Source organism: Idiomarina sp. UBA3162, assembly GCF_002364475.1.
In the GTDB taxonomy this organism is placed as follows: domain Bacteria; phylum Pseudomonadota; class Gammaproteobacteria; order Enterobacterales; family Alteromonadaceae; genus Idiomarina.
The window spans coordinates 1-14,589 of sequence record NZ_DEYI01000047.1; the positions used below are offsets into that span (position 1 = coordinate 1).

The window sequence follows — 14,589 nt, forward strand, 5'->3', positions numbered from 1 at the left end:
ACACCTTCCTCTTACCGACATTGTATCACTTTTTGCGGAGAGAGAGGGATTCGAACCCTCGATACGCTTTCGGCGTATACACACTTTCCAGGCGTGCTCCTTCAGCCACTCGGACACCTCTCCATAGGGCGCGTATACTAGGTGTTTTAGGCGGTTAAATCAAGAGCCAAAACACCGAGTGGCTAAATCTACGCCGTTTTAAAACGTTTAACACGCTCACTTAAATTGCGTGCAAGTTCGTTAAGCTGACGACTCGACTCACTGACTTGCTCAGAGCCCGCCGCAGTCTCTTCAGTAGCTTCCGTGATTTTGTGGAAGTTCTGATTGATTTCTTCTGCTACCGAGCTTTGTTCTTCGGCTGCTGTGGCAATTTGCGCATTCATATCGGTCATTTGCTTAACCACATGGTTAACAGTATCTAACGATTTGCCTGCTCGACGCGCTTGCTCAACACTATTGCCTGCTTGCTCTTGACCTCGTTGCATCACATCGACCGCCTGTGACGCACTCGAGCGCATCGTTTCAATCAATTGCTGAATACTTTGCGTTGACTCTTGAGTACGGTTAGCAAGCGCTCGCACCTCATCAGCAACAACCGAGAACCCTCGGCCATGCTCACCCGCTCGTGCTGCCTCAATAGCTGCGTTCAACGCAAGTAGGTTGGTTTGATCTGCAATACCCTCGATCACCTCAAGTACCTTGTCGATTTCGGCCGTATTATCGCTCAATTCAACGATAACCGCACCCGCGCTTTCTACTTCTTCTGCCAACTTTTCAATCGAACGAATGGTCGCTGCAACTTCAGTGCTACCCGCCTGCGTCTCGCGATCAGTTTGGTCAGCTAATTGCGCTGCTTCATTAGTATGTGAAGCGACTTCAGACACGGTTTGCGACATTTGGTTAATCGCTGTCGCACCTTGAGTTGTCTCGTCCTGCTGACGAATCACCATCTTGGTATTATTCTCACTGGTTTCGCTAAGCTCACCAGAGGCGTTCAGCAGCTGGTCAGACGTTTCATCAACTTCTTTCACTAACGCACGCAACTGACGAACCATACGATTGACCTGTGCCATCATGCTGCCTTCAAACTTAGAGCGCGTCTCAACCGTCAAGTCGCCCGCCGCGATGGTTTCCAGTACTTCGACAACCGCTTCGGGTTCGCCGCCTAAGGTATGAGTGAGCCGACGCACAATGTAATAACTAATTGCTGCAGCCACCAAAGCAGATATTAAGGTCACACACCACATCAACACCGCAAATCCATTACTGCGTTCAAGTACCCCATCAACGCCTTGTGCAATTGTTTGCTCTTGGTAGTCAATAAAGGCATTAATACGCACTAACCACTCAGCGTAAGCGGGCGATAAGTCACTAAGAACATAGTCTTGAGCCTGTTGCCGCTGACCTTGCGATAACAGTTGATAAACCCGATCTGAAGTCGCTAATGCCTCGGTACGTATCTCACTGATGCGCGCTAACAGCTGCTTCTCTTTCGAGTTCACAAACTGAGGATCACTGATAATGCTGTCCATACCCTTCTGTGCCGTCGCATAATCCGCTTGTAGCTCTTCAATCAGTGCTCGGTATTCTGAGCGCGCAGAGCTCTGTTCAGTAAGCACCAGATCGCGTAAGGCGATCGCCCTATCGTGCACGCTCCCACGGAAATTAATCGCGTAGCGTTGTTTCTCGCTGCCGACCTCATTCACTTGTCTTAGTGTTTGGTCAATTTGCCCAACTTGATAGGTACCCACAATGGTGACACCGATAATCAGTAGGATGATAAAAGCAAAACCTGCATAGAGTCGCTGCGCGATGGTCATAGATAATCCTGTTAAAACGATTGTTCAATTAAATCGAATACTAATACATCGATTATGACTTGCTAGATCAACATTATCGAAATTTATTCAGCAGAATCGAACGGAAGGGTTTCGGTCGCACCGACCGGCATTATCCGAAACTCACTATCAGTTAAGCCGGCATCGGTGCGTGCTTGCTTAATATCATTGAGGGTTTGTGGGATACCCTCTGCAGCAAGCTGAAAAGCGCCCCAATGCATCGTAATGCTGCGTTTAGCGCCGATATCTCGATGAATCAAAGTCGCTTGTTGGGGGTCAACGTGAGGCATTTTCATAAACCAACGTGGCAAGTAGGCGCCCACCGGCATCAACGCAAGGTCAATGTTATCAAATACGTTGCCGATCTCTTTAAATTGAATAGGGTTATAACCTGTGTCGCCGCCAAACCATATACGCCAATCACCGATATCAATGACATAACTCGACCACAACGTTTCAAAGCGATCCCACAAGCTGCGCCCAGACCAATGCTGACTCGGCGTTGCATGCACCCGCAGTTGTTCGCTGTTTGCCGCGCCCTGCCACCAATCGAGTTCAGTCACATTCTGTTCAGCAATACCTTGCTCGATGAACCACGATTTAAGCGCCAACGGCACATAATAATGCGTCGAATTACCCAAGGCTTCAATCGTATCGGCATCTAAATGATCATAATGATCATGGGAAATAATCACCGCATCGATCGGTGGTAAATCAGATAACTTTAGAGGCAGTTCGGTTAGTCGCTGCGGCCCCATAAAACTGATAGGAGAAGCGCGGTCACTAAAAATAGGATCGGTCAGTACTGACTGGCCTTGGTATTGTAGCAAAAAGGTCGAATGACCAATCCAAGTCACCTGACGTTGCTCTGGATCAGGTCGTGTAATGCGCGCTAAATTGGTTTGTACAAACGGAATCGCATCAACCTGCTGCGACTGATCTGCCCATTCTGTATCGCCAAACCAACGCATGTACCAATAATCAAAAAAACCACTTTGCTTTTCCGGACCGTGGAGATTCTTAAAGCCCTCCTCGGTATGGTGAGGTGGAGCATCGGAACTCAGCGTTATTGTGTCGCTGTTACTACAAGCCACTACAACTAAGGCCAAAATACTCAGCAAAATAATCTTCACGGACGCTCCTTTCGCGCAGAAACACAATCCAACAGCCAAGCAAATATGCGACGCTCACTGGATAAATAAAATAAGTACTCGGGATGCCACTGCACGCCCATGATTGCACGTGTCGAGTGCTCGGTCGCTTGAATAAATTCATCCAAATCCCAACCCACCGCTCGCATTCCCTCACCGGGACGAGTAACCACTTGGTAATGCAAGCTGTTGACCCGCAACTTACCTTTGCGAGTCGCTGCTCGAACGGTCGAGCGTGTATCGAGCCACACTTGTTTAGTTGGTAATAACCCCGGCCGATTGTAGGTTCTTTTACGCAAAGAGCGAATATTTTGGTTCAGTTCACCGCCTAAAACAACGTTGATGAGTTGTGCGCCACGGCAAATACCCAACATCGGTGTGTTCGTTTTCAGTGCCCATTGTATCCATTCAATCTCCAGTGCATCTCGTGCAGGATCATAATCGCCATCGGGCTTGGCAGGTTGTCCGTAGTGGTTAGGGCTAATATCGTCGCCACCACCAATAATCAACGCATCGACCTCGGCGTTACGTGATACGCGGTGACGAGTACTGACTCGGATTGCACGTGCGCCGAGCAGCCGTAGGGTGAGTTGCGTGCACCACCAAGATGGCGACCAGCGACGCGCATTCCCCGTTACCACCACGCGCGGTCGTGCAACCATGACGCTATCCTATCTATCCAGGCAGATTCATCAACACCGACGAGTGGACGGTCGGCTGATAAAAATGCGTCTTTCCAATAATCCAGTGCCTCAATGTCATTGGCGAGCTGTTCAACTACCCACCAGCCATGCCAGGCATTGTCGAGTTGCCATCCTGGTCGCTCGATATGGCAGTTCGGTAAGCGGAAATGAAACGTCGGTCGCGCACCGACTTTAGCATCGCCCACCGCTTTGCTGACCGCTTCAGGACGCCAGTGCGCAAATAACGGCAGCATATCAAGTGCGCGGTTTCGTGAGGCATTGAAGCGTAGGTAATCGTCGATCAATTGCCCCTCGCTTACGTTCGACTGTTTGCATAGTTGCCGAATGTAAGCTTCTGGATATTTATCGATATAAGGGCTCAGTTTACGCGTAGTGTCGACCTTGAGCGCTTTGAACAACCACCATTGTAAAAGCGAGAATGCTTGTATGTACCGCAATACGTCGTTACTGTCTTCACTTGCCACTTGGGGATTGATATGCACACCATAGGCCGCTATCCAAGATTCATCTGTACCTTTAGCGCCTGCTTCCCTTAATGCCTCAACAATTGGAAACAAGCATTCGCACTGCGCTAAAGTCATCGGTGGGCAAACGATTTCCATCGGAACCATACGCTCTGCCAAAGCATGTAGCTCCTCCAACCAAATACGCTCTGGAGTGCCGCTTGTCGGCTGTTCACGGGCGATACGTTTAAGGTAGCTCCAATCTAACTCAATATGAAAAGTACCGAGTTGCTCATGTTGGATGCTGCGTTCAGCGAGGGATATGTGATCGACCTGACCTTTGAGGTGGGATTGCAACACATTAAGTGTTTGCTGCACTGATAAACCATTGAACTCTATCTCGAAGCCAATGGTACGCAGCTGACCAGAGTCAGTCTCTGGCCGCTGCAATGACTTAAAATGATTAGTTGTCGTCTGCGTCATCCTCGAACTCGATTGAGAACTCGCCCGCGGGCCCAGGGAATACGACAGGACTCTCGAATCCGTCAGGGCTTACGCTGGCAACTCCAAAAATGTAATTATCAATCACTACGTTCTCAAGCGTATATTCGTTCACATCACCGACGTAGCGACTCCACTGCCATTGTGGCTCAGAAGTCAAACGCCAGTACACTTTATAACCCATGACATTCTTGTCGCCACGAGCGTCGTTCCAGGTGAGTGTGGTCGAAGGTTGTACAGCACCACGAATATCCACATTCTGCGGCGGTTCTGGTGCCCAACTCATACCCGCTAATGACACCGCGTTCAGCGCAGTCAATTTTGCCGCATAATCAAAGTCAACGCCCTCGATGGTGTCGCCATACTCAATACCGTTTTCGGTACGCAAGTCTTGATGTTGACGATTATAGTTCTCGTTGGTTTCCATAATACGCACACCTGGATAGCCCAAGTCATTAAACGGGCGATGATGTCCACCGCGACCAAAACGGTCTAATCGATAGATAATCATAGTATCGAGGTTCGGGATATAGCGATCCGCCATAGTGTCGATGTAGCGAGCTAAGTTGCGCGATGGCGAATCATTTTCTCCACCATAAAAACGGCGCATGGTCGCTTCGCGGTCTGTTTCATCCATGCGTGTGCCTTCGGCAAAAATACGCGCGGTGGTGTTGTTGATAACGCCATTGATACCTTCAATGTTACCAATCATGTCGTTGTTCAATACCGCCATGATGCGCCATTTATTTTGCTTTGCTTTGTTGGCCAGAATTTTACCGCCGAACAAGCCTTGCTCTTCACCTGACAACGCAGCATATACAATCGAACCATCGAAATTATACTGGCTCAGCACCCGCGCGGCTTCGAGCGTACCCGCCACACCTGAGGCATTATCATTGGCACCCGGCGCATCTGAGGTCGAATCCATCACATCACTAACACGCGAATCAATATCACCCGACATCATGACATAACGATCAGGATCTGTTGTACCGCGTTGAATTGCGATGACGCTTTTGACCTCAGTCGCATTGGGAATACGCTCCTCACCTTCGATGATGTCAGAAACATACATCACCTCGAGACAACCACCGCAATCCGCAGATATACGTTTGAATTCTTCATAAACCCAACGACGCGCTGCGCCAATGCCGCGAGTATCAGATTCAGTTTCAGAAAGGGTATGACGTGTACCAAAGCTGACAAGTTTGCGGATATCTTGCTCAATACGTTCCGCTTTAACCGCCTCGGCAATATCGTGAAGTTTTTCTTGATCTGTGTAGGTGACCGCATCTTGCGCGACAGCGCTGGTCGCGCCCATGATGCCAATTCCTAATAATAACGTGGACAGTTTTTTCATACTTTTTCTCACTGCAATCGTTGATGAGTCATTTCGATTATGGCGAGTAGTGTGAGAATTGCAACGGGCCGAAGATTAAACCACAGGTTTGTAAGTTGTATAACGAGACACGCTATTTAGCACGATACCCAATTAACAATTTGCGTAACGTTGTGTCATAGCGGTAAATAGTCCATTCACGTCCTGATAGGTCCTTGAGTAGCACTTTGGTCATGGTCGGAAAATACTTGAACTCGTCTCTAATCAATCTCAGCGTAGCGAACATCGATTTATCACCATCGACGAGGCGTGTACCCAAAACATCATCTCCATTCATCAACACTATCTTACGTTTTGGATACTTCTGTTCAACCATAAGAACCTCTTTATTGCGCTAAATGTCGCTTTAACTGTTGTGTTAAGTGACGAGGATGATGCAAGTCGACACAGCGACTATTGGGTATATAATCGGTGGGTGCTGCCTTTAAAATATCGCGTAAACGTTGACCGTTCATGGTAGCGCAACAATCGCGTATATCACGTAATATTAAGGCGACTTCAGCCCAGTCTGTATAACGTTCCGATGCGCGTCTAATACGCGGGTGTTGAGTCAACCTATCGGTTTTACCAATAATCAATTCTTCGTATAGCTTTTCTCCGGGACGAAGACCGGTGATATTAATCGCAATGTCACCATCGGGGTTTTCTTCATCTTTCACCGTAAGTCCGGATAAACGCACCATTTGCGTCGCTAAATCGTAGATTTTTATAGGCTCACCCATGTCCAGCACAAAAACATCACCGTTATCGCCCATCGCACCGGCCTGGATGACTAACTGAGCAGCCTCTGGAATCGTCATAAAGTAACGCGTAATATCTTTGTGTGTCAGCGTTATTGGGCCGCCCTGTCTGATTTGCTCTCTGAATTTAGGCACTACAGAGCCCGAGGAGCCCAGCACATTGCCAAACCGCACCATACAGAATGCTGTGCTTTTACATCGTTTAGCCAATCCTTGAAGTACTAATTCTGCCATGCGTTTAGTCGCGCCCATCACATTGGTCGGACGAACCGCTTTATCGGTTGAAACCAACACGAACTTTTCAACGCCCGCTTCCATTGCCATCTCAGCAGCACACAAAGTACCCAGCACGTTGTTCTTGACCGCTTGTACAATATTCATCTCGACCATCGGCACGTGCTTATAAGCCGCGGCGTGATAAATAGTATTCACTCGGTGAGTACTCAATATCGAACGTAACGTGGCCTCTTCCTGCACTGAGCCCACAAACGGGTAAATTTCTAATTGAGGGTGCTTTTCGCGCAGTTCCTGATCGATGTAATACAATGCCGGCTCCGACCACTCAAACAAAATCAGTGCTTTAGGTTCTTGAAGCGCAACTTGGCGACATAGTTCGGAGCCAATTGAGCCACCTGCTCCGGTAACCATCACCACTTTATCTTTTACATTTTCGGTCAACAGACCAGTGTCCGGCGCTACGCAGTCACGCCCCAATAAATCTTCTATATTTATTTCGCGAAATTCATCAATTTGCGCATCCCCTGCGACAATATCCGCCATTCCCGGAATCGTTTGCACAGTCACAGAAAGATGCGCGAGTTGATCGAGCGCGCGACGTCTCACGCTCCTTGGCGCGCTTGGAAACGCCAGAAGAATACGATCAACTTTAAAATGCTCGACCAACTCGGCAACTTTTTCTTGAGGGTAAACAGTTAGGTTTTGGATCACCGCGCCTTGCAGTGTCTTGTCGTCGTCGATAAAGCCGACGGACTTAAATTCATTTCCGTTATTAAGCGCCTGAGCCAGCTGTCTTCCAGCTTCTCCAGCACCATAAATTAAAACCTTGGATCGTGGCTTGGCTTGGGCTTGTCTAAATATAGCCCGAGCCCCAAAACGGGACACCGCCGTAAAAATGAAAGCCGCCAAACTGTAGATAACGATTTCAGACAGATTAAGGTCTGCAGCGAACGCGAAATTGAATACCACTAAAGCTGCAGTAGATGCTACTACACCAAGAACCACGGAAATAAGTACGTGGGACCCAATGTATCGCGTTACTGCGCGGTACAAACCCAAGCGATAAAAAATCACCACTGTGGTCAGTGCCAAAATCGCAGTAAATAGACCTTGATAAATACTCTGAATCGTAAACAGTTGACGGCTCTCAACACTGATAGCAAACCACAGTGCTAGTGAAATCCCTAATACATCCGCTGTAGCCGCCACTATACGTTTCAAATTTCTGGGCCAAGCCAGAATTTTCAAAAACATAATGCGTAAAATCCCTTTTAACCGATAAATCCATTTAGTCGGCGCACAGATAGTCTACGAGTCGATAAGCAACAAAATAAACACTAAATTTACTTATTATTTACATTACGGCGATTTGACGTCAGTTTACGGCGCAAGCCTGAACGGTAACTTGTTCAAAACAGCTTGATTAATAGACTTCCTGGGTATAAATCACCCGATCATTACCTCGGTACTGGCCAATCACCGCTTGTGCAGCTGGGTTTTGGTTTCCATTTTGCTGCCACTTAAACTTTAAGAAATCAGGCACGTTCAATTCAAACAATGCAACGCCTTCACTATCAGCGGCTAAATTGAAATGTTCTCGTTCAACACCGTTTTCAAGTTGAGCAGTCTCGGAGCCTGCAAAACCCAACGTAATATCAATGCCATCAGCATCCTCATCGGCGTTAATCACCGAGAAGTTAGCTGCTAGGGCAGTGCAGTCATCCCGCCGGTTCAAAATGAACTGGCTACCCGACCAGTATTCAGCGAGCCATTCGATAGGTAGGCTTTCTTGCACGGGGCCAATTACATTACCGAGCCGAATGCGTCCGTAATATTGTTGCGTTTCTCCAATAGAATAACTTTCTCCTACCGTAGTGCTCTCGATTACAGTAAACGGGCCCGCAGTTTCATTGTCATCGACTTGAAAGCCAATGTTGATTAAAAAAGGTCCATCAGGGCCTTGGTTCGCACGGTCAAACTTAAGTTGTGGTTGATATAAAGCGCTCCCCTGCGCCCAATCAATATCCCCCGTGACCGATAACCGTTCTGCAACCTTCTGCTGATTGTCTGAGTTATCCGCCGATAGTTGAAACAACGCACCCCCTTTGGCTAATTCGCCGTGGTAGTTTTGCGTCAGATCACCTTGTTTGTTCCGCGCACTCACATCGATGGTCGCTGAAAAGTCTTGTCCCATATAGGTAAAACCACCCACTTCACAGGCTTCCCAGATACCCGTTTCGGCATCATTTATAGCAAAATGATGAGGAATAAAACGGCCTAATCGCCAATCACCGTTCACATTACCCGAACCTAAGTAGTCACCATCGGCAATACTCAAAGTCGCATCGATGGCGCCAACCTCAGAGTAGTGCGCTTGTGCGACAAAGTTATTGGCTAACTTCGCGTTTCGTTCAACCGTTAACTCACCGACGACGGGATTCATCGATGGACTCAGAACATTGCGTACGCCAGTTAACGCGAGTGCTTCAGACACCTGCTCACGACCAAAGTTAGGCGTGACATCACCGTGTTTATTTAATGACTGCAAAGTAACATCAAAGGTCTCGCCCGCCTTCGCCAAAATATCCGTATCGGCATAGGCAGCGGCAGGTTGCGGTAACGCGACCAATTGATAAGGTTTCACCACAAACGCATTGGAAGCACCATACAAAGTCAGTGACTGCCCATAGACACGCACCTGCTTTTCCGCCGTTAAACGAATACGGCCCACATCGCTATAATTGACGGCTAGACCAAAAGCCTGACCGTTAAGCTCCACATCCACATTGGTGTAGTCATTATCCTGTAAAACCTGTTGATTGACGTTAATGCCCTGTTGGCACTGATTCGGATCAACACAGTTAAAGCTCATGGGAATTGCGTCTGTCTGAGCCGCAACGGTCTCGCATGCGTTTGTGCTCGTATTACGCTTAACAATACGCAAGCGCGCATCAAAAGGCTCGCCCGCACGTTGCGTCGCGATGGTGTCGAATTTAAATCCAACATCGCTAAAGGTCACTTGACAGTCCGCATTAGGTTGGCCGTCTAAATCGATACATTGCACCGGCGCGCTGCTATCAACACCTAACTTCACAACGTCGGCTTGCGTCTTGCTAAAACGAGTAGTCCCCTCGCCTGCGGTCAGTATTAGCTGCTGTTGTTGCCAACCTTGCGTGGGCGTTAAGCGGACACTCTCGGCATTTTCTATCACTTGGCTGCACGCCGAATTAGCACACGCCTTAACGCGTACCTCCGCCCCCTCGCAGGTCAATGCTTGGTCGGCGAACCGTAACTCATAGTGATCGATCTGAGGTGAGGCGCCGCACTGCCCGAAGTCTTGTTGGTCAGCAATATAATCCTCTACACTGCGTTGAATTAAGCCGTCGGAGCGGTAATTAATGGTATTACGTGGATTTTGGTCGTTATAGATACGCAAGTTATCGATGATTCCGCGCGGGCTGTGAACACCGACCGGTGACTCGCCCAAAACCAAATATAAATCCTCAGAGTTCACCAACTCGAGGCGCTGCGATCCCCAAAATCCGCTCTCATTGCTAAACGTGATCGTCTGCGATTGTCCACTGAAAGGCTCACGTACAGTAAACACCATACTGATCGAGCCCGGCTGAGCATTTTGATCCCATGCGACCGAGACATAAACCCAGTCATCCTCCGACACATTAATCTGCAACGAATCAGTTTCGATACTCGCACCGCCCCACCAACAACTCCAAAACCAACCATTACATTGGTTCGTGCGATATTCAATTTGAAACTCACCCGCCTCGGTCGTCATGACTTCAAGACGACGGTTGTCGGAGTCACTAAAATCGATGAGCGAAAATAGCGTCCGCGTCTTATTGCCTTTATAAGCATTTTTACCAGGCTGGTACCAAAACGACACCCCACCGGATTCAGCGAGCCGGGCATGGGTCAGTAAGTTGACGTTATTATTGTGGAAGTACAGCCCTTGGCATGAAGGACCATTGTCGAGTGTTATGAACTGGGGCTTGGCCCCCCCCATATTACCGTTCTTATCACACTCAAAGAACTTGTTACCATTCCGAAAGCCGGTGCCATAATTACATAAACGGTCTTCTTCAAACCCATAAAACGAGACGGGATAACGATCATTGTCAAAAGTACCCGCATATCCGTTTATTGGAAAATAACGAGCAGCATAAGCCTCTGAGCTAGAGGAGAAAAAACACAAACAGCTTAGCGCACAACTCATTAGAGCAAACTGCTTAAGCCACGCGGGAACTAAAGACATGGGTAAATCCTTTTACCTTTAAATTGTTGAGTCTGTGCAGTCCTTGCACAGGTTTATCTTATCTTACTTTTTAAAAACCTCAACCCAGCAACATTACCGACTTGCCACAGCCCCCGCACGACAAACCTGCTCGCGCTGTATGGCGACTTGTTGTTGTACAGAATCAGCAAAGTCGTAAGTTTTAAGTACCCGTTGATAGCGGGTTAAATACTGACAATGAAAACCCGCGTGTGGCGGCAGCCATTGCTGAGGCCCCTGCGCGCCTTTACTCCGGTTAGTACTGTTATCGACCGCAAATAAGTTAACTGGATCGTTAGCAAAACGCTGGCGCTTAGCATCACTCCACGTATCCGCACCATTATCCCAGGCCCACTTTAACGGCACCAAATGATCAATATCTAAATCCCTGGATAATAAAAACGTCCGATCGGTATAGGGGTCTAACCACCGTCCCCGTGTCACTCGACAGCCATCCTGGCTATAGGTGACAGAACGAGTGGACAACTGTTGCAGTAGCTCGTGACGTGTATTCATGCAGTCGTTGTCGTCATCCAACCAACGACCAAAGGCAGAGCGTTCGTAACTTTTTTCTGATGCCTGATGAGTGCGTTCATTAGGATGATGACCTCTAGGTAACCGCCCACCGTCGGCTAAACACGCGCGTAACGTATCATAAGCGGTGAAATTTTTAGTGCGATTATAATAAGGGCTTGAGGGATCGTGACATATTCCAGAGCGTGATTGCTTAACGAGCGTATCACTGAATAAAGCAGCTGAACTGACCGATGCAAAGCCGCCGCAGCACGCAATGACGGCTACGATAAAAAAGGGAACAACACGCATGGAGTAACTCCAAAACCGAGTGATGCTCCCCTTTTACGCTAACTCATTTGTAAGTTCAAGCTTACAAAACACCGCGGATACCTGATTTACAGAGTAACCTCTGTCAATTGTCCCTCATCATCGAGTTGATACAAAAACAGCCAACGATTCTGTACTAAAGGTTTGAAGCTTGGACTTGCCTCAAGCGCTTGTTTAATCTGCGTCTCACTGGCATCAATGATAACTTGTAACCGACAAGGTCGATGCCGCCACTGTTCACCGTCCCATACCGACTGCAGCGATAAGCCCATACGTAAATCGCCACTGTTCCCCTCAAACACGCCAACATTTTGTGCCACTCGGTTGTGCAGCAACTTATTACCACTACCTAAACGCGCTGGCGCAGTTACCGAGGTGAAGTATTGCCAATTAATCCAATGCGCGACCACGCCTGGCGCACTTATTAACGCCGCCAAAATGCTCGCATCTGGATCGTGCTGGGCATCGTAATCGTGCAGAAAAGCACGACCTTGAAGGTCAACTGTAGCGCTGCGCGCGCGCGGCGCCAGCACCATCATAAAATTATCAGCCAAGCCCCACTCCGGTCGCACTTCAGCCCAATCCCGAGTCTTCTTGAACAAATCTGCCAACCGGTTAAGCCCCGAACGCGTCTGCGGATACTGCTTGTGCTCACGTACGGTGGCACTGGCTTGCTCAAAGGCGCGCGCAACATACTCAGGAAATTCATCACTTAAGGGCAGGATGCGGTCAGTGACGGTTTCATGCAGCCCAGCATAAAACTGCGTATCCTCCGGTATCTTAATCCCCCGCTCCGCTAAAGCGGTGCGAATGTCCGCTTGATTCAATAACTGACACATGAGTCGCGCATTAATCGCACCACTTTGACCACCACAGGCACCGCAGTTCATCGCCGCCCGCTGCGGGTTGTTCTCATGATGAGAGCTATGCCCCACCCACACAAAACACTCGCCAAACTGCTTGATACCCAAGCTAGTAAGCGTCCCAGCTAACGCATCGACCAATTCACTTTTAACCGCGGCCACATCAACATCTAACTGAGCCTTTGGAGTATCCGTTGATTCCACCTCGTCATGCGCTGTGAATAAGCCGATCCCTTTAGCCAAACCCAAGACCTCAACGGCATTGAGACTCGATGTAGGCGTGTCGAGCAACTCACCGATCGCAGTAATGGTGGCACCGGGTAACGCCACGTCCTTCTCCTCTACCCATATTTGAGGATTAAGTAAGCCAGGCAACTGCGGACGTTTACCCTGCTGCGACTTAAACCCTATCGGCAAGCCGAAAAAGCCCGCCACACCCAAGCTTTTTATTCCACTTTGAGTGTCCAGCGCACGCCGCAGTGGCTCAGATCGCACATCAATACAAAAAGCGGCTTGCACGGTGGGACGTTGCTCAACGTCGGGTGCAGTCTTAGACGCTAAGCGATAGCCTTGCAGTTGCTCGCGTTCATAGGCGCGCTGGCATTGCCAGAGAATCTTCTGAGACTGTTCGACGCGTTCACAATCGCGTTGGCAACGTGCCGCCTGCTGGGCAAAACGTTGACTCAAACGGTTGAATAAATCACTCGAGGTGTCTTTTGCCCATTGCCACAACACATAGTCCCAGGCTAATCGAATGCCCAACAACGAAAGCACCGGCTCAATATTATTGAGTGGTGCCGCCGGATCCCAGTCGCGATACCTAAGTGCTGAGGACCAACCGAGCACATCAATCAGCAGCGAAAATAAATAATAATTGAGTGCATCTTCGCTGTAATGTTGCAACCAATCATCGGACAGTACCTGGTAAAGTTCACTAATGTCGTCGGGCAGGCGGTCAAAATAATGGGGCAGTTGACGCTCTCCCATCAATGTTGCGATACCTTTATCTTCGCGTACCACCGTTAACCAGCCGAGGTATAGACCATTATCGGGTTGCGCTTCATCAACAAAGCGTTCCGGAAACTCAGTATGCAAACCACAAAACTGACTAATTTGCAGCACTACTTCATCTTTCCACAGCATTTTGCGCTGACGCGCTTGCAATTGGTCGACAATATCCGTGACGTTAAACCAACGCGGCAAACGTTGTGGCTCTGAAAGTTGCTTTATTGCATCGGTCGGTAGCAACATATCATCGAGTTGCCCTTGCTGAAGTTGCTGACGATAGAACGCCCGCTCCATCACTAGGTCAATATCCGATACATACTTCCAAATCGCCGAAACACGCTCCACCGGCTGGTCGGTAAAAAACCAACATGGATTAACCGCTATCGATTCAGCTAACGGCCACATGGGGGCGACGCGCGCACACTGCTGTCGCGCCAACTGGATAAACTCACTCATGATGCCGACTCCTTTTCTTGCACTGACTCATAGCGATGGCGATCTTCCGGTCGCGGCCACAACCATAAAGCAAGGCGCGTGAACCACTCATCAATATATAATCCGGCATTCAAGC

10 protein-coding genes and 1 tRNA gene are annotated in these 14,589 nt (G+C 48.7%); all 11 read right to left on the minus strand.

From position 1 onward, the window contains the following. Positions 1–35: 35 nt before the first annotated feature. Positions 36–123, minus strand: a tRNA-Ser gene (locus B2X00_RS05540). 65 nt (positions 124–188) lie between these two features. Next, on the minus strand, positions 189–1,820 hold the full coding sequence (locus tag B2X00_RS05545) for a methyl-accepting chemotaxis protein (protein ID WP_290486457.1): 1,632 nt from the start codon (positions 1,818–1,820) through the stop codon (positions 189–191). Positions 1,821–1,903: 83 nt separating this feature from the next. Continuing rightward, positions 1,904–2,971 (minus strand): MBL fold metallo-hydrolase, encoded by a 1,068-nt coding sequence (locus tag B2X00_RS05550; protein WP_290486458.1) that lies wholly within the window; start codon positions 2,969–2,971, stop codon positions 1,904–1,906. Then, complete coding sequence (locus B2X00_RS05555) at positions 2,968–3,651, minus strand: gamma-glutamyl-gamma-aminobutyrate hydrolase family protein (protein WP_290486459.1); 684 nt, start codon at positions 3,649–3,651, stop codon at positions 2,968–2,970. Before B2X00_RS05555 ends, B2X00_RS05550 begins: the two co-directional genes overlap by 4 nt. Then, a complete protein-coding gene (locus B2X00_RS05560) occupies positions 3,624–4,619 on the minus strand; it encodes an amidoligase family protein (protein WP_290486460.1) in 996 nt (331 codons plus the stop codon). Before B2X00_RS05560 ends, B2X00_RS05555 begins: the two co-directional genes overlap by 28 nt. After that, entirely contained in the window at positions 4,600–5,958 is a 1,359-nt protein-coding gene (locus B2X00_RS05565) for a M28 family metallopeptidase (RefSeq protein ID WP_414653697.1), read from the minus strand. The genes B2X00_RS05560 and B2X00_RS05565 overlap by 20 nt, the downstream gene beginning before the upstream one ends. A 151-nt stretch (positions 5,959–6,109) precedes the next feature. Beyond that, complete coding sequence (locus tag B2X00_RS05570) at positions 6,110–6,352, minus strand: hypothetical protein (protein WP_290486462.1); 243 nt, start codon at positions 6,350–6,352, stop codon at positions 6,110–6,112. Between the two features lie 10 nt (positions 6,353–6,362). Further along, positions 6,363–8,234, minus strand: a complete 1,872-nt coding sequence (locus B2X00_RS05575; protein WP_290486463.1) for a nucleoside-diphosphate sugar epimerase/dehydratase — start codon at positions 8,232–8,234, stop codon at positions 6,363–6,365. A gap of 202 nt (positions 8,235–8,436) precedes the next feature. Beyond that, a complete protein-coding gene (locus B2X00_RS05580) occupies positions 8,437–11,286 on the minus strand; it encodes a DUF6701 domain-containing protein (protein ID WP_290486464.1) in 2,850 nt (949 codons plus the stop codon). A gap of 93 nt (positions 11,287–11,379) precedes the next feature. Then, a complete protein-coding gene (locus B2X00_RS05585; RefSeq protein ID WP_290486465.1) occupies positions 11,380–12,129 on the minus strand; it encodes an HNH endonuclease family protein in 750 nt (249 codons plus the stop codon). Between the two features lie 86 nt (positions 12,130–12,215). Next, complete coding sequence (locus tag B2X00_RS05590) at positions 12,216–14,474, minus strand: putative inorganic carbon transporter subunit DabA (protein WP_290486466.1); 2,259 nt, start codon at positions 14,472–14,474, stop codon at positions 12,216–12,218. Between the last annotated feature and the right edge of the window lie 115 nt (positions 14,475–14,589).